A 15,948-nucleotide genomic window follows, 5' to 3' on the forward strand; every position below is an offset into this window, starting at 1 on the left:
TCGACCGCGTGCAGTCAATTTGGCATTCTTATGGCTGTTCACCCTGTCCTCGGCTCGGTTTACTGTTGTCTGTCAACTCCAGCTTTACCGGCTTGAGGCAGGGTGAACAACCTATTGGAACATTACACCTAGGTAAACATTTGGCAATTCACATCACAGGTAAGCAGTCTGGCTGGTTTGTAACGCAGCTTGATATACATAACCTTATTTCAAAGCCCTGTACTTTGAAGTTGAGCCTGATTAATCTGATAGGCAATGCTATGTTTCGACTGGCCATTTATAGAAATGATGTCCACTGTGGGCAAATAATGTATCGTAATATAGCCAAACAAACGCCGTCAGACAGGGCTTGATTCTCATCCCCAAATAAGCCAACTGCACTATCAAGGAGTGAAATATGTCTGTAACTTCTCAAGATATTATTGAAATTATTAGAGATGTCAAGCCGAAGCTGGCGAAACGAGAAATCATGCCTGATACCCCACTTACAGCGGAGGGCCTAGATTCCCTTGATTTGATGAATGTCTATTTTCTTGTTGAGGAGCGTTTTCAAGTCAAGCTTGAGATGAATGAAGATGAGGGAACTGCGCAACTTTTAAGTGTTCAGGATATCTTGGATCATATTCGTGGCTAGGCTGTTCATTCAAAAAGCATATTGCAAAAACAGGTTCGTGAAATATGCTGCATAATATGCTGGCTTATGGGATTGAAAATATAGGCTACGCCCTTGGAAGCCACTGCATTGATAATATACAAGCGGCAGCCTCTTATAGTAAGTCAGAAGATTTTATAAGAGATAAAATTGGCTTTCTCACACTGCGCCGCATGGGGCAAGAGCAAAGCCTGCAATCTTTATGCAAAGATGCCTTTAACGATTTAACTAAAAAGCATAGTTTTAGACCCGAAAGTTGTGAATTACTGATAGTCGTTACGCAAAACCCTGATGGCGGTCATGCTCTTCCCCACATCTCAGCTTTATTACAAAACGAATTAGGTCTTTCTACAAATATTGCTGCTTTTGATATTGGGCTTGGATGTTCTGGCTATGTTTATGCGTTGAGCATAGCCTGTGCTTTTATGCAACTAAACAATATTAACAATGGTCTTTTATTTACGGCAGACCCTTATTCTTCTATCCTGAATTATAATGATGCTAATACACAGCTTCTTTTTGGAGATGCAGCCACTTGCACTTTATTATCTAATTCACCTAAATATAAATTAGGAAAATCCTGCTTTGGCACAGATGGTAGCCGAGCAGATTCTTTATGTCTCTTGTCAAATGGCATTCTTGATATGAAAGGTCGTGATATATTCAATTTTTCTTTGAGTACAATACCTGACATAATTAAACAATGCGTAGAGAATAACAAACTGGATAAAGAAGATATAGATTGCCTGCTATTGCATCATGCCTCAAAATTTATTGTTGATACTATTGGGCAAAGGCTATCTCTGCCCAATGCTACTGTTCCCTTCCTCCTTCAAGATATAGGCAATTGTGTTTCTTCTACTATCCCAATTGCGCTCTCTCGCCTTGATAGTAATTTCAAAAACATTCTGATTTCAGGCTTTGGTGTCGGCCTGTCATGGGGAGCTAGTGTTCTATTCCATACTGAGCTTTGAAGATATAAAGAAATTCGTATCCGTTCAGGGGTAGCGCAAAAGCAGGGTATCGCACGGCATTAGGCAGACATTTGGATGCCCATCGCCTGGCTTTCGAGCCGAACCGATACGATTTTTGAACTATGCCTAGTCATTCTGTCATATTAAATCGACAATATACTCGCATGGCGTTAGACACATCATTGTTATTATGAAAGTCACGGCTGTTCTAAATTAATATAATATTTTATTTTCGTCCCAATATATGTACGCATATTCTCAATATATTGCTTAATATCACTATCACTGTAGCTATTATTTTTATTTTCCGGATGATGTATTATATGCCTAATTTTTTTCTGATAAACATATATATTATTCTGTTTCTTCTCCATTTTTATTCAGTCTGGTATAAGTTATTTTTTCTTGCGTGCTTGCATATTTATTTTTCAAGTTTTCAGCTTCAATATAGCCATACAGAGCATTATGATAATCTGTCGATGCTGTTCTAAATGCCTGATAATTAATTTCTGCACTTGATTTATTATTTAGAACTAATGGAGTAACAGAATTTCCTAAAGAAATATTCCCTTTTTGATCAATTTTAAGCACAATTACTTTTGTATTTTTATCTTTTAAAGCTTCGCAAATACTCCTTCTGAATGTGTAGCAATTATGAGCTGTGACTTTTGATGTCCATTTTCTGTGAATAAGCCTTTATAATGATATAATATTTGTAAGCGTCCACAATGATTGAGGGCAAAGGCCATGTCCGGCCATGGCTTTCTTCCTTGATCCTGTCCCTCTCTCCTTATAATGCCACGTGGGTGCAACTGATGCCTTCCCGCAGTTATTTGCGGTTATTTGCAAGCCCCTCAGGTCTCCCACAGACTATACTATTCTCAACGCTGACCCCCTGCAATTGAAGAGGGGTACCCCGCCAGAGCGCCAACGCTCGCGATTTACCCTCGCAGTGAGGGCAAAATCGCGGGTTGCTGGCCTTTTTGCGTATAACTTCTTAAAATTCCAACATTTTTTTCGCTCCAAGAAAAAACAAAAAATTTTGCAAACCTAGTAAAAAGGCCACTGCCCAGCTTTTCTTCAACGTGGTACGAAGTAGGAAATACCTTTTCGTAGGAAAAAAGCCATGCAGAACCTTACACCTGCAGAGACGAAGATTTTTGATCTTTTTTTAAGGGCTACAGCAATGCAGAAATTGCCGAAGAGCTTGGCATTGTAATAAGAACTGAAAAATAAAAGAACAAAACAATTGCATATCTACTCGTCAGCTTATTTCTTTATGCTATCAACGCTGTTGGCAAAATATTGACCCTTGATGATATGTCATTAATCAAGACCTAATGTGCAGTATGAGTCAAGTTATTGTTGTCAGCCCAGAGCAGCTACACTATCTGGTTGCGAGCGCTGTTCGTGATGGCGTCAGTCAGGCATTGAAAGGTATTACTCAAACCTCGACTGGAAGCATGCCTGAGAACGAAGCCGCACGATACCTTGGCGTCTCGCCCAACACACTGCGCAGTTGGCGGTGTCAAAAAATAGGCCCGGTTTATCATAAGTCGGGCCGGGCAGTGCGTTATTCAAAAGCTGACCTTGATATTTGGCAAGCTACTAATCGCATTCTGACGGTAGACTCTCAGGAGATTCAGGGACGTTTTGATGGAATGTCGCGCTGATGGTTTTGGCCGTGATATTGCGGGTTGCATCCATAAGATGGGTGTAGCGCTTGGTCATTTTCAGCGAATGATGGCCCAGCCTGTCTGCAATGGTGAGCTGCGCCTGCCCACCACAGGGCAGCCAAGAGGCATAGGTATGCCGCAAGGTATGGAAGACAACACGCTGCCGTCTGTCCTGAATTTTCAGATGCGTTTCCCGTCCATCTGCCTTTCTGATGACTTCACCGGAATTATTCAGCCCAAGTTTATCCACAGCACGGTTGAAGGATTCAGACGCAGCCCTCATGACACCACCATCTCTCGCTGGGAAAAGCAGAGCACTCATTGGGCCTTTGGGCAAATCGCACAGAGTCATGACCACTTCATCTGTCATGACCGCGTATCGCGAGCGTCCGCTTTTGGATTCAGCAATATAGAGGGTATTGCTCTCAAAGCGCACATCAGCCCGGCGCAGGCGGGCAATCTCGCCAAAGCGCAGGCCGCAATGCATACTCACCAGTGCCATCAGCCATGTCTGATGGCTCCGTCTCTTCAATTCATCGAGCAGAGCTCTGGCCTCTTGAGGCGTAAGGAAACGCTCTCGCGCATTGTTGGTCCTGGGCAAGGTCAGACCTCTTCAAAAGGCATCGGCCCTCTGTAGAGCTGCCACATACGCATACGCCGCATGACCCTGCGCACAAGCCCGACAGCGTGCCTTATGGTCTGGGCGGATTTCCCTGCGGCACGCATTTCACCCATGAGCTGATCAAGCCGGTGTGCTGTTATTTGTTGCAAGGGCAGTGCGCAGAGAGGTTTGAGATGTCCGCGTATCAAACTCAAATCCGGGCCGGTTGTTTTCCCATTCGCCTCAAGCCAGTCACGCAAATAGTGCTCCCATGCCTGCCCCAAGGTGATATTCGTGGCACGGGGCAAAGCCGCTTCCCCCATCGCAGCATTGGTCTTGGCTTCGTTTACAAGGCGTGCCCTCATCTCGGATGCAAGCGCAGCAGAGAATCCCTCACTCGCTCATCCTACATCCTTGCGGACTCGCTTGCCCGTTGTGTCACGATAGTCTATGGTGTCGCACATATCAGGGCGTCCTCTGTATCTCCGATCTGCGCTTTCACGGACTTGAACACCAGGATATTTGGTGGATTTTCGATGGCTCATCTTGCACCTCATTGCGACCTAAAATCGGATTTTGCGACCTGATTGCGATTCTCGCGCAATCTCTCCATATCCGTCACCATCTCGTAAGGCTTTATATTCACAGGATTTTGTACACAGAGATACAAGGAGATGCAAGCGTATCTTTCGCCCAGAATGGGCTCCTAAGCTGTAGGCCGCAGATTCGATTCCTGCCGGGCGCACCAGCCGGAAACGCAGGCAATTACATTGTTGCGGCTGCCTGTTTTTTTGCGTTTAGGTTATGCCGTTAAGCTATCGAGGATGAAAGCGCCATGTTGGTATCAGCCGGAACCCGGCTTTTCTGCTTTGTTTTGTGTCTGGCGGTCACCTGCTGCCCGCCTTCTTCATCGGCATGGAGCCAGCCGGGATCCCGTACCGTCGCCGCAACGACCGAGCAGGATGAGGAACGTGCCTGGCAGGCCAGGCCCGAAGATCTGCGCCGTGCTCTTCCCAACAACAGCGCGCCGCCGCAACGGCGTGTACCGTTCACACAACTCCCGCCCTTGACCTCGCAGGAAGAGGGGACCATCCGCCGGGTGAGATTGCCGGGTGACTTGAAGGCCGTGGCTCTGACATTTGACCTCTGCGAACTGGCCACCGTCACCACGGGATATGACGCGGACGTCATCAATTTTTTGCGGCGCGAGCATATTCCGGCCACTCTTTTTATGGGCGGCAAATGGATGCGCACCCACGCGGAACGGGCCAAGCAACTGATGGCCGAACCTGGATTCGAAATCGGCAACCATGCTTGGTCACACGGCAATTTCGGCATTATGGACCAGCAAAGCATGCGTGATCAGGCGCTCTGGACCCAGACGGAATATGAGACGTTGCGCGAGGACATCCTCCGGCGGGCAGAAGCTGCGGGTATGCCCGCGCCGAACATGCCGCCCGTGCCCGAATTGTTCCGGCTGCCGTACGGGCGTTGCTCGGATCAGGCCCTGACGCTCCTGGCCCGGTTGGGTTTGCGGGTCATCCAGTGGGATGTGGTGGCCGAGACCATGGCGGATAACAGCCGCCCGGAGTTGGCCGTGGATGTGGCGCGCCGCGTACGGCCCGGCTCCATTCTTCTCTTTCATGCCAACCGTGTGCCCACGGGCACGGCGTCGCTGCTGAAAGGCGTGGTGCGCGAACTGCGCCGCAAAGGATATCATTTTGTGACGGCAGGTACCTTGTTGGCCTTGGGGGAGCCCTTGAGTACGCGGGACGGTTATTTCAACAAACCCGGCGACAATAAGGCGTTGGACGCGCGTTTTGGCGTGGACGGCACAGGCAGGCGGGCGTCCATGCACAGAAAGATGGATTAGCTGTTTGCGTAAACCGGACGTCTGATCCTTTTCGGCGTTTGCTCCCAACATATTGCGCCATTCCCACGGCGGCATAGCCTCCTCGTTTCTCCACTATCTCTTTTTTCCTTTATCGGCCTTGCGCGCGTCTTTGAACCATTGCGGAACCGGACCCGACAGTGGCGCTGGTATATCCAGGCCTGTTTGGCGCGCGCCATCCTGGCGCTGCTGCCCCGTTCCTCATGGACTATATCCATGGTAATCACCTGATCTGTGCTTCTGGCGGGGCATCACGCGCGTCATGCCGTTGTCAGCTCCACTTCTGGTGAATTATGCCTGTTAGACAGGGCTGTCTCGCATATCGCTTGGCGCAATGGTAAATCTATCGCCATCATGTATGCCCATGTCGCCGTCTTCTCAGGGCGTATTGTTTCATAATTATCATCATAGCAAGCTATCTCGCATAGATAACAGAATATTTTTGTCGATAACTTAAGATTTAGTTCCCAAATCCATTTTTTGCAGACTGTTCGCGGGGCAGTCGAAAATGAAAAACTTCAAACCATCTTTTCATAGTGTTATTTTAGTGAACTGAGTGACCTATAATAATTATTCTTGCTGCCGATAAGCTTGGCAAAGTACATGATTCAGGATAATTTTAGTAAAAAGATATGTTTAATTTGAAGGCTGTTTTCGACCAACCCCTAGTTCGATACGCTGTTTTGAGGTTGGTCGGGATGTCTTGGCAGGTATGGCCCCTGTCAATATCCTCTTGAATACATTACGCTTCGTCCACGCTGGCGGTTCTGAATGAAAAATAAAACCGGATATGATCTGGTTTCAATATAGACAATATCCGCATCCGGTCGCGCTACTGTCGCGCGATGCTGCCCGGATAGCGGGTTTGTAGTGGGAAGGGGTTCACTGTCCATGCCGGAGAATGGTGCTGCATGTTTCTCCGGCGCCTTACATGCACCATAGAGAGGGGTAAAATCATGTGGCGGTCTTTACGAGTTCATTACAAGCTTCTGGCTTGTAATGTGGTCTGTGTTGCATTCATTTTCATAATCATATGTATGGCGACATCCGGTTTGCCGCAAACGCCGTCCACAGGCCCGGCTGACGGGGGTGTACAGCTCTGGGGCTGGGGCGCCACATTTAGCGTCTGTGTGTTGATTCTGGGGTTTCTGGTGGGAATGAATATCGAAAAACCAATTCAGCGCGGCAGGGTGTTTGCTGAGAAGCTGGCTTCCGGAGACTTTGAAGTCCGCTGGCATGAGAAGGCCGGGGGCGAATTGGGCGATATGGCCACAGCGCTGAATCGGGCTCTGGATATCGTGCTGGATCAATCGTCGCAGTACAGGGACATTCTCAATTCACTGCCCAATCCGCTGGCGACGCTGGATAAAGATCGCAATTTCACCTTTGTCAACACGGCGGCGGAAAAGCAGTTCGGTATGCTCTGCGGGGATTTGTTGGGCAAGCAGTGTTCCAATTGGGGGGCTGTTGTCTGTAATACAGAGCACTGTGCTTTGGAGTGCTACTTGCGAGGCATCAAGGATGTGGTTTTCCATCAACCGGGCATGGGCACGCTCAAAGCCATGGTGGTTCCGCTGAATGACCGTGCGGGCGAGCATGTCGGTTATATCGACATGGTCTTTGATATTACCGAGGAATACAACAACCGTCAGCGCATTGCGTCTTTGCATGACACCATCGCCGAATCCGCCAGTGAAGCGCAGGCTGTTGCCCAGCGCCAGTCTCAGGTCTTTGAGACTGTCATTGCCCAGCTTGCCACAACTTCCGGTATCGCCCGCGAGCAGGACGAAGCCTCCAAACAGACCTCCGGTGAGGTCGAGGACATGAACGCGACCATGACGCATATTGCCGAACGGGCGGCGGATGCCACGCTCAACGCTCAAGCCTCGGAGGAAGAAGCAGGGCGGGGCGCGGCCATGGTGGAGCAGGCCATTGAGGGCGTCGGGCGGCTTACGGCGCAGATTCATGCTCTGGCGGGCAATATGGATAAGTTGAACGAGCATTCCACCAATGTCAGCCATGTGATTACGCTCATTGAGGATATCGCGGACCAGACCAATCTGCTCGCCCTGAACGCGGCCATTGAGGCGGCACGAGCCGGAGAAGCCGGTCGGGGCTTTGCCGTGGTGGCGGATGAGGTGCGCAAGCTGGCGGAAAAGACCATGCAGGCCACCGGAGAGGTGGCCCAGGCGGTCAAATCCATCCAGTCCAGCGCGCAGACAAGTTCGCGCTCCACCAGTCAGGCTGTGGAACTCTCCACGGAGTCAAAGGAATTCATCAGCCAGTTCGGGGCGATTCTCAACCGCATTCTGGACATGGCCCGCAAGACGGCTGCTGAAATTCACGCCATCGCGTCCGCCGCTGAAACCCAGAGCTCCATTACAGACAGCATCAGAGAACGGATGAAAAGTCTGAGCTCAAACGCGCAGGAATCCGCCGCCAACATGGAGGAGAGCACCCAGCAGGTGACGGAATTGGGCGAACTCTCTCAGCAACTCAGACGCATTATTGACTCTATGCGTGACGACAAACGCCGGGCCGAACGTATTTCATTGGAAAGTCCTACGGAAGGCTTTCTCGAACACAAGGGCCGGAAGGTACGTCTTTTTGTGGTCAATATCAGCACCACCGGCATCTGTGTGCAGTATCTGGACCCCGTACGGGCGGAGCAGGACGAGCAGGTGGATATCGTGCTGGAGCAGGCGCCCTGGCATTTGCATGAGCGGGCCATGCTTGTCTGGAAGGATGACCAGTATTGCGGTCTGCAATGGATTCAGCCGCTCTCCCTCAGTACGGAACAAATCAAGAAAAATGCGGCAGCCAGTATTCCGCTTTCATAACAGGTACGCAACTCTTCTCATGATGCAACAAAGCCCCGGACGGGGCTTTGTTGCATCATGAGAGTCTGACTCAGGCTTTAACCACCAGGCCTGAGGACGGGGGTGGAAGCGCTTCACGCTGAACCTTACGTTGCGGGTCCAGAGCCCACTGAGCGGCATCAAAGGTAAAGTCCTTCTCCGAGCTGTTGGCAATCTGCCAGCGTACCCGCAGCCTTCCGAGATTTTCGGCCCGCCCGGCCACCCCGCTGGAAAGCATGGAAAACTGGGCGTCACTGTGGGGGATGGCTCCGCGAGGCGTCTGGCGGAAAAGCTGCTCCAGATGCAAACGGCTGTCAGCGGAGAAATTCACGCCGGGCACCAGCGGCGCGAGGCCCCGGCCGCCTTCCGTTCTGCCGGTGGCGGTACGGCGCACTTGCTGCAAAAGGGCCGCCCCACCGGGCATGGCGACATTGAGCAGGAGTTTTTCAGCGCCGCCCAATTCGTCTCCCCAGGAGTTCTGTTTGGCGTCCGCCGTGCGGATGGCCCAGACGACATTCTGAAAGTCGGCGGCGTAGCTCGTGTTTTGTCTGCCGGCCATGTGCAGAACTTTGTAAAAGAGGCGACGCAGGCGGAAATTGATCAAGCTGGCCATAGGAATAAAACGCATGGGTTCGCCCTCGGAAGGGGCGGGCCGGTCCGGGTCGAGACAGTAGCCCTGAGCCTCAAACTGCACAACCTCGCCGGGGTGGATGGTGATGACGCCGTTCACCGCCCGGCGGGCGTCTCCCACGCGGGCGCGCGGTGTGGCCGGAAGAGAGGCGGATTCGGATTCTTTTTTCCGCTTCGCCGTTGGGCCGGAAGCTGGTGGCGGGCGTTGGCCATTATGTTCTTTCCGCGTGGTTGGTGCAGCTTTTTCCCTCGCTCCGGCGGGTTGCTCGGCCTGTGGAGCGGTTCTGGCGGATTTTTCGCTTTCGTCCGCCACAGAGGGTGGGGACTCGGCATTCTCTGGCGTGTTTCCCGGGGTATTGCTCACCCAGCGGTTTTCCTTCCCGCTTTCGGGAACAGCTGCATTCCAGGCGGTGCCTGTGAATTCCTTGAAGATAGCTTTGGCTTCCGCCGGGGAGCCGGGGCTGTATGTCATGTCGGCATCCACGGGCGGCAGGAGAGATCCGGACTGGGAGCGGGATACGCAACCCGTTCCGGCCAGAGCCGTCAGAGTCATCCACAAAAAGGCGCGTCGGTCCATACTTCCTCCTGCATCAGCGCCACGGGGCTAGCGGACATGCCGCCTGGCAATATGCAGCTTCCGCGTTTTTGAAGATAGCTTTGGGGCGCGGCTTTGTCCACGCGGTAAAAGCGCGCATTCAGGGCGGCCCCGCATTGACTGGCTTACGCCGGATCTTTACAATATCACAACGGCACGGCCGTTTTTTATCTTTTGCCTGAAGGATTTTCATGTCGACGCATATTTTCTTTGATCTGGACGGCACGTTGACGGATTCCAAGCCCGGCATCATCCGTTCCGTGGAACATGCGCTGAATTTTTTTCATATGCATGTGCCGTCTGAACAACTGATCCCCTTTATCGGACCGCCGCTGCGGGATTCCTTCGCGCCTTTTTTCGACAACGATGCGGCGCGCGTGGATCTGGCTATCCAGAAATACCGGGAATATTACAATGTTAAAGGTATTTTTGAAAACAGCCTCTATGACGGCATAGCGGACTTATTGCGTGAGCTTCAGGGGCAAGGACGTCGGCTCTGTGTGGCCACATCCAAGCCCGAGCCGTTTGCCCGCCGGGTTCTGGAGCATTTTCGGATCAACGGCTTTTTTTCTCTTGTGGCCGGGGCTGAGCTGCACGGCGCCCGCAACAACAAGACGGATGTCTTGCGCTATGCCTGCGCGCAGTGGGGCATTGAGGATATGCGGTCCTGTCTGATGGTGGGAGACCGTAAATATGATGTGCAGGGCGCGCATGCGGTGGGCATGGCCTGCGCCGGCGTCTTGTACGGATATGGCTCGCGTGAGGAATTGGCGGAAGCCCGCGCGGACTATCTTTGCGCGACTGTGCCGGATTTGCGGCGTTTGTTGCTCGGGGAGCTTTAGAACGGATTACCCCCGAACCGCTATGCGTTCAAGGACTTGTTCAGGCGGACAGCGTGGGGCATTTTGAAAAGGCTGAGCTCAGACAAGAGCTGCTTCGGCGTTTTGATCGCCGAGCAATGCTAGCACGTCGAAACCTGCCGCTTCATCATCCTTGAGCGTACGCGTAATGCTGACATTGCGCTGCGCCGCCAGATCCATTGTGCGCGGAGCGAGAGGTTGCCCCTCTGGACTTTGGGCGACAATGACACAAGGCTGCGCCGGAAAATTGTGATTGGACCGGGAAACCACGCCCCGATGCCCCGTGGAAAGCTCCACAAGTGTGCCCACCGGATAAATGCCCAGCATTTTGATGAAGTTTTCCACAAAATCCGGTTTCCAGGCCTCTCCCCGCATGCCGTACATAATCCCCAGAGCTTTGCTGGGCGGCAGAGGATCCTTATAGACTCTTCTGGCCGAAAGCGCGTCGTAACAGTCGGCTACGGAAAGAATGTGCGCGTATATGCTGATTTGTCTGCCCACAAGCCGCCGGGGATAACCGGTGCCGTTGTGTTTCTCGTGGTGCTGGACGACGCCGGCGAGGATTTCAGAGGCAATGCCCTCTACTTTTTTTAGTTCCTCATAGCCGAGCAGGGCATGAGAGCGCATGATCTCGAATTCCGCATCCGTCAACCGACGTGGTGCGTTCAAAATCTCGGGAGGGATCAGTTCCTTGCCGATGTCATGAAACAGACCGGCCATACCCACCAGATGCAGCTTTGAATCGTCAAACCCGAGATAACGGGCAAAGGCTACTGCAAATATGGTCACATTGACGGAGTGAACATAGGTATATTCATCATACGTCTTCAGCTTTGACAGGGAAATCAGGGCATCCGCATTGCGGCTGAGGCTGCTGATGATGCCTTCCACATAAGGCTCTGAAGCAGCAATATCCACAGGGCCGCTCTGAATGGAGCGCATGAACTTTTTTACATGTCTGAACGAGTCGGCATACACAGTCCGCGCCTGTACCAGCTCTTCAGCCAGAGGCGCGCGCGCTTCATCTTTCCGGGGCGCATCCCCCGCGCCGTCGAGGGACATTTCCTGCTTGGGACATACGTGCGACTGCTCCGGGTCGTAATACGCCTCAGTATATCCCTGCCCGATAATCTCGGCTATTTTTTCTTCAGACGCTATCAACCCTTGTTCGGCGTACAACATGGGCGCTTTGAGCCAGGATATGCCCGTATCAACGACGTACATGCCGGGCTGAAGATCTGCGACAGCTATTTTAATAGGAGGCATTGAAAAAACAGACTTTTCTGAGTGTGGACATTACTCAGATAGTTATCAGCCCGTTGGCTGTTCTAATGTCATGGGAACAACAGCTAGCCGATGTCCCAGTCCAGGCCGAAGGTGTCGTGCAGAATACGCACGGCAAGTTCAACGTACTTTTCCTGAATCAGGATGGTGATCTTGATTTCCGAGGTGCTGATCATCAAAATATTGATGCCTTCCTGGGTAAGAGCCGCGAAGGCCCGCGCGGCCACGCCGGAATGATTGCGCATGCCCACGCCGATGGCCGAAACCTTGGCCACGCTCACGTCGTGCAGTACTTCCGAGGCGCCGGTTTTCCGGGCCACTTCGGTCATGAGCTCCAGCGTCTGCGGCAGATCCTTGCGGGAGATGGTGAAGGTCATGTCGGTGTGGCCGTCCTGGCTGGTGTTTTGGACGATCATGTCCACCAGAACGCCCTTTTCGGAAAGGGGGCCGAAGACGGACGCGGCCATCCCGGGCACGTCGGGCAGATCGCGCAGAGTCACGCGGGCCTGGTCTTTGTCGTAAGCAATGCCGGAAACGAGAACAGCTTCCATGCTGGAGTCCTCCTGAGTGACAAGAGTGCCGGGGTCATCGCTGAACGTGGAGCGCACACGCACAGGGACTTTATATTTTTTGGCGAATTCCACGGAGCGGATATGCAGGACTTTGGCCCCCATGCTGGCCATTTCCAGCATTTCTTCATAGGCCACGCGGTCCATTTTGCGGGCTGTGGAGCAGATGTTGGGATCTGTGGTGTAGACGCCGTCAACATCCGTATATATCTCGCACTCTGCTGAATCCAAGGCGGCGGCAAGGGCCACAGCCGAGGTGTCCGACCCTCCGCGTCCGAGCGTAGTGATGCGCCCGTCTTCGGTGCAGCCCTGAAAACCGGCTACCACCAGCACGTCGTGCTGGTCGAGATGGGCGCGCAGCACCTTGCTGTCAATGGACAAAATACGCGCGCGGCCGAAATCGTCGTCCGTGGTGACGGGAATCTGTCCGCCCAGCAGCGAACGGGCACGAATGCCGATATCTTTGAGCAGCATGGTGAAAAGGCTGATGGAAACCTGCTCGCCGGTGGAAACCAGCACGTCGCATTCCGCCTTGTCAGGCGTGGGCGACCATTCATCGGCCAGGGCCAGCAGTTTGTTGGTTTCCCCGGCACGGGCCGACAGCACGGCAATGACCTTGTTGCCGCGTTTGAGGCCGTCCAGCACCTTTTCACGCACTTGTTTCATACTCTCCAGCGTCGCCACTGAAGTGCCGCCGAATTTCTGTACGAGAATTTTCATGCCTGTATCCATTGTCCGCGATTTGTCATAGTGCGCAGCCAGCCTGCGCATCGGGACTCATCCGTCGCTTTCCGGCCACTGCGCACACAGGCTTTGCAGCAGGGCCGTAGCGCCGGGCCCGCGTGCTTGCAGTGTTATCAAGCGACTTTCTTCGCACGCTTGTAGCGAGATGTCCAGAATTTCTTCCGGCAGATCAGCCGGGGGAAGGTATTCAGCCCATTCCACCACGGTCAGAATGGCGGGATTTTCCAGACCGTCCAGGATTTCGTCAGGCAGGCCGCCCGGGCTGCGGTACAAATCGCAGTGCAGTATCGGCGGCGTGGTGGGATAATGGTTGCACAGGGTAAAAGAAGGGCTCGCCACTTCCGCCTCGTCGCCGCCGGGTAAAGCCTGGACCAGTACGCTGGTCAGGGTGGTCTTGCCGCTGCCCAGAGGGCCGCGCAGCAGCAGCGCGCGCACGCCGGAGCCCGGCAGATGGGCGGCCAGCCAGCGGCCCATACGGCGCGTTTCCTCAAGATTGCGCAACACTATTCCGGCCACGGCAGCACCTCCTGGCGGATCTGATCCGTTGTGGCGTACGTGAGGCCTGTCCGGACCTTGGGCAGGGCATCGGCCAGTTCGGAGGCCCTGTTGCCGCGTTCCGGCCAGGTGGCGGCGCAGAGGCGGCCCGCCAGAGCGTGCAGCGCCACTCCCACGCCCGCCACGCCGAGGCTGGGCAGATCCGCGCCGTCGCCGCGCGCCAACAGCCCGCCCAGGCAGCCCGCCAACACGTCGCCTGAACCGCCCATAGCCAGTTGCGGCACGTCATAGGGACTGACCAGCAGTGGCGCGCCTGACTGTCCGACCAGTGTGCCCGCGCCTTTCAACACAACAACGCCCGCGCAGCGGGAACACAGCCTGGCCAGCGCGGCTGGTCTGGCGGCCTGGATTTCGCTTGTGGAGCAGGCCAGCAGGGCCGCCGCTTCGCCGGGATGGGGCGTCAGAATGTCGCGTTCCGTCAGCTGCTCCAGCAGGGCGGGGCGGCGTGCCAGCAGCATCAGGGCGTCGGCGTCAAAAACCGTGGGCGGGCGCTGCGACAGATTCAGCAGGGCCTCCAGAAAGCGGGCCGCGTCCTCGCCGCGTCCCATGCCGGGTCCCGCCACCAGAGCCGTGCAGCGCGCGCAAAGCTCTTGCAACGCTTCGGACACGCTGTCAGGCCACTGGTGCGCGCCGGGCCCGGTCAGGGCCAAAGTCATGATTTCCGGCCAGCCGCTTTTGATGTCCGCCAGCGCGGCTGCCGGAGCTGCCGCCGTCACGAGGCCCGCGCCCGCGCGCAAGGCCGCCCGTGCCGCCAGGTGGGCAGCGCCGCTGAGCCCCGGCGCGCCGCCCAGTACCAGCGCATGCCCAAAGCTGTTTTTATAGCTGTTCTCCGGCAGGCCGGGCAGAGCGCGCAGGCAACGCCCGTCAAGAAGATACGCGCCGCACGGGCACGCGTCACGCGTTACAGCCGGGATGCCGATGGCGCGGACATGCAGGCGGCCGGTCCAGGGACGGGCCCAGGGCAGAATCAGGCCGGGTTTTGCCGCCGCAAAACTGACAGTGGCCGTGGCCCGTACCGCCACGGGCGACGGCCGGCCGCTTGTGCCGTTGAGTCCGGAGGGGATATCCAGGGCCAGGACAAAGCGGGAAGGCACCAGCTGGTTGATGCGCTCAACGATTGTCCGCAGGGTGGGACGCAGTTCGCCGTTGAAGCCGGTGCCCAGCAGTCCGTCCACCAGAATGTCCGGCGGTTCTTGCCAGTCGTGCCGGGCCAGCGGGGCAAAGGGCACGCCGACGGACCGGGCTATGCGAAGATGCTTGGCCGTGACGCCCTTGTACGCGCCCAGCGCTTTTGTGTGCAGCACCAGCGGCCGCGCGCCTGCATCCAGCAGATGGCGGGCCAGACAGGCGGCATCGCCGCCGTTGTTGCCGCTGCCCATGAACAGCCATACCGTCTGTCCGGCCAGATGCGGGCGGTAGGCGCGCAGTACGTCAAAGGCCGCTCTGGCCGCGTTTTCCATCAGCAGGACTTCCGGCAGGCCCAATTTCACGGCCGCCGCGTCCCAGGCCCGCATTTCAGCGGGCAGTGGCAGGGGAGGGAGGAGTTCTAAGAATTCGGCAAGGCTGCGCATTATGTCTCCAGAATGACGACAGCCACGGCTACGCTGCGTTCATGGCTGATGGAAAGGCGGCTGTGCCGCACGCCCAGACGTTGGGCCCGGGCCAGAGCCTGATCCAGAAAGCGAAGCTGCGGTTCACCGAGCGCGTTGCGGCCCGTTTCGATCTGCCGGGGGCCGACGCCCCGGCTGAAACCCGTGCCCAGCGCCTTGACCGCCGCTTCCTTGGCGGCGAAGCGTCCGGCGATATAGGGCAGGGGCTGGGCAGGCAGGGATGCCAGCTCCGTCGGCGTAAGAAATTTTTCCAGAAAGCGGCGTCCAAATTTTTCATACACCTTGGCAAGGCGTGCCATCTCGGCAATGTCTATGCCCAGTCCGACGATCATGCTCCGTTCCTCCGCGGGAGAGCCGTTGACCGTCCCGTCTGTCCTGGCCGCCTGATGGTTGCCCATTGGCGAAAAATAACGTATACTGACATATTCGAGAACACTATTCTGACCCGT

At 54.7% G+C, this 15,948-nt stretch carries 15 protein-coding genes; 7 read left to right on the forward strand and 8 right to left on the reverse strand.

Annotation, left to right across the window (positions count from 1 at the left end):
* From FYJ44_RS14620 to FYJ44_RS06150, 3 genes are all read left to right on the forward strand, one after another.
* On the forward strand, positions 1 to 353 hold a 353-nt coding region (locus FYJ44_RS14620), incomplete at its 5' end, for a hypothetical protein (protein ID WP_229772551.1).
* 44 nt (positions 354 to 397) lie between these two features.
* Positions 398 to 634, forward strand: a complete 237-nt coding sequence (locus FYJ44_RS06145; protein WP_154510206.1) for an acyl carrier protein — start codon at positions 398 to 400, stop codon at positions 632 to 634.
* 44 nt (positions 635 to 678) lie between these two features.
* Positions 679 to 1,626, forward strand: coding sequence for a ketoacyl-ACP synthase III (locus FYJ44_RS06150; protein ID WP_154510209.1), 948 nt, complete (start codon positions 679 to 681; stop codon positions 1,624 to 1,626).
* A gap of 354 nt (positions 1,627 to 1,980) precedes the next feature.
* Here the strand turns inward: FYJ44_RS06150 and FYJ44_RS06155 are convergent, their stop codons facing one another.
* On the reverse strand, positions 1,981 to 2,217 hold the full coding sequence (locus FYJ44_RS06155) for a hypothetical protein (RefSeq protein WP_154510211.1): 237 nt from the start codon (positions 2,215 to 2,217) through the stop codon (positions 1,981 to 1,983).
* 872 nt (positions 2,218 to 3,089) lie between these two features.
* Here FYJ44_RS06155 and FYJ44_RS15010 point away from each other — a divergent pair.
* A complete protein-coding gene (locus FYJ44_RS15010) occupies positions 3,090 to 3,299 on the forward strand; it encodes a helix-turn-helix domain-containing protein (RefSeq protein ID WP_154510647.1) in 210 nt (69 codons plus the stop codon).
* On the opposite strand, the gene FYJ44_RS06165 is transcribed toward FYJ44_RS15010, so the two are convergent.
* Positions 3,235 to 3,903 (reverse strand): tyrosine-type recombinase/integrase, encoded by a 669-nt coding sequence (locus FYJ44_RS06165; RefSeq protein WP_195840965.1) that lies wholly within the window; start codon positions 3,901 to 3,903, stop codon positions 3,235 to 3,237. The two genes, FYJ44_RS15010 and FYJ44_RS06165, sit on opposite strands and share 65 nt — an antisense overlap.
* 1,126 nt (positions 3,904 to 5,029) lie before the next feature.
* On the opposite strand from FYJ44_RS06165, the gene FYJ44_RS06170 reads away from it, so the two are divergent.
* Positions 5,030 to 5,776, forward strand: coding sequence for a polysaccharide deacetylase family protein (locus FYJ44_RS06170; protein WP_288229498.1), 747 nt, complete (start codon positions 5,030 to 5,032; stop codon positions 5,774 to 5,776).
* 1,055 nt (positions 5,777 to 6,831) lie between these two features.
* Positions 6,832 to 8,634, forward strand: a complete 1,803-nt coding sequence (locus FYJ44_RS06175; protein WP_229772552.1) for a methyl-accepting chemotaxis protein — start codon at positions 6,832 to 6,834, stop codon at positions 8,632 to 8,634.
* Positions 8,635 to 8,704: 70 nt separating this feature from the next.
* On the opposite strand, the gene FYJ44_RS06180 is transcribed toward FYJ44_RS06175, so the two are convergent.
* Positions 8,705 to 9,859, reverse strand: a complete 1,155-nt coding sequence (locus FYJ44_RS06180; protein ID WP_154510220.1) for a hypothetical protein — start codon at positions 9,857 to 9,859, stop codon at positions 8,705 to 8,707.
* Between the two features lie 209 nt (positions 9,860 to 10,068).
* On the opposite strand from FYJ44_RS06180, the gene FYJ44_RS06185 reads away from it, so the two are divergent.
* Positions 10,069 to 10,719, forward strand: a complete 651-nt coding sequence (locus tag FYJ44_RS06185; protein WP_154510223.1) for an HAD-IA family hydrolase — start codon at positions 10,069 to 10,071, stop codon at positions 10,717 to 10,719.
* Between the two features lie 78 nt (positions 10,720 to 10,797).
* On the opposite strand, the gene FYJ44_RS06190 is transcribed toward FYJ44_RS06185, so the two are convergent.
* From FYJ44_RS06190 to FYJ44_RS06210, 5 genes are all read right to left on the reverse strand, one after another.
* Entirely contained in the window at positions 10,798 to 12,003 is a 1,206-nt protein-coding gene (locus FYJ44_RS06190; protein ID WP_154510226.1) for a cyclic di-GMP phosphodiesterase, read from the reverse strand.
* An 83-nt stretch (positions 12,004 to 12,086) separates the two neighbouring features.
* On the reverse strand, positions 12,087 to 13,310 hold the full coding sequence (locus tag FYJ44_RS06195; protein ID WP_154510229.1) for an aspartate kinase: 1,224 nt from the start codon (positions 13,308 to 13,310) through the stop codon (positions 12,087 to 12,089).
* Between the two features lie 57 nt (positions 13,311 to 13,367).
* Positions 13,368 to 13,850 carry a tRNA (adenosine(37)-N6)-threonylcarbamoyltransferase complex ATPase subunit type 1 TsaE gene (gene tsaE, locus FYJ44_RS06200; RefSeq protein ID WP_288229492.1) on the reverse strand — a complete coding sequence of 161 codons (483 nt, stop codon included), beginning with the start codon at positions 13,848 to 13,850 and terminating at the stop codon, positions 13,368 to 13,370.
* Positions 13,838 to 15,460: an NAD(P)H-hydrate dehydratase gene (locus FYJ44_RS06205; protein ID WP_154510232.1), complete on the reverse strand. Its 1,623-nt coding sequence runs from the start codon at positions 15,458 to 15,460 to the stop codon at positions 13,838 to 13,840. The genes tsaE and FYJ44_RS06205 overlap by 13 nt, the downstream gene beginning before the upstream one ends.
* The gene (locus FYJ44_RS06210; RefSeq protein WP_154510235.1) at positions 15,460 to 15,831 is read right to left on the reverse strand and encodes a holo-[acyl-carrier-protein] synthase; all 372 of its coding nucleotides are present in this window, start codon (positions 15,829 to 15,831) and stop codon (positions 15,460 to 15,462) included. Before FYJ44_RS06210 ends, FYJ44_RS06205 begins: the two co-directional genes overlap by 1 nt.
* Between the last annotated feature and the right edge of the window lie 117 nt (positions 15,832 to 15,948).

Origin of the sequence: Desulfovibrio porci (assembly GCF_009696265.1) — a bacterium.
GTDB lineage: Bacteria > Desulfobacterota > Desulfovibrionia > Desulfovibrionales > Desulfovibrionaceae > Desulfovibrio > Desulfovibrio porci.

Bases quoted from the DNA above. Each gene is read 5' to 3' on its own strand.
- FYJ44_RS06145 (WP_154510206.1), top strand. From the start codon at position 398: ATGTCTGTAACTTCTCAAGATATTATTGAAATTATTAGAGATGTCAAG.
- FYJ44_RS06150 (WP_154510209.1), top strand. From the start codon at position 679: ATGCTGCATAATATGCTGGCTTATGGGATTGAAAATATAGGCTACGCC.
- FYJ44_RS15010 (WP_154510647.1), top strand. From the start codon at position 3,090: ATGCCTGAGAACGAAGCCGCACGATACCTTGGCGTCTCGCCCAACACA.
- FYJ44_RS06175 (WP_229772552.1), top strand. From the start codon at position 6,832: ATGGCGACATCCGGTTTGCCGCAAACGCCGTCCACAGGCCCGGCTGAC.
- FYJ44_RS06180 (WP_154510220.1), bottom strand. From the start codon at position 9,859: ATGGACCGACGCGCCTTTTTGTGGATGACTCTGACGGCTCTGGCCGGA.
- FYJ44_RS06185 (WP_154510223.1), top strand. From the start codon at position 10,069: ATGTCGACGCATATTTTCTTTGATCTGGACGGCACGTTGACGGATTCC.
- FYJ44_RS06190 (WP_154510226.1), bottom strand. From the start codon at position 12,003: ATGCCTCCTATTAAAATAGCTGTCGCAGATCTTCAGCCCGGCATGTAC.
- FYJ44_RS06195 (WP_154510229.1), bottom strand. From the start codon at position 13,310: ATGAAAATTCTCGTACAGAAATTCGGCGGCACTTCAGTGGCGACGCTG.
- FYJ44_RS06205 (WP_154510232.1), bottom strand. From the start codon at position 15,460: ATGCGCAGCCTTGCCGAATTCTTAGAACTCCTCCCTCCCCTGCCACTG.
- FYJ44_RS06210 (WP_154510235.1), bottom strand. From the start codon at position 15,831: ATGATCGTCGGACTGGGCATAGACATTGCCGAGATGGCACGCCTTGCC.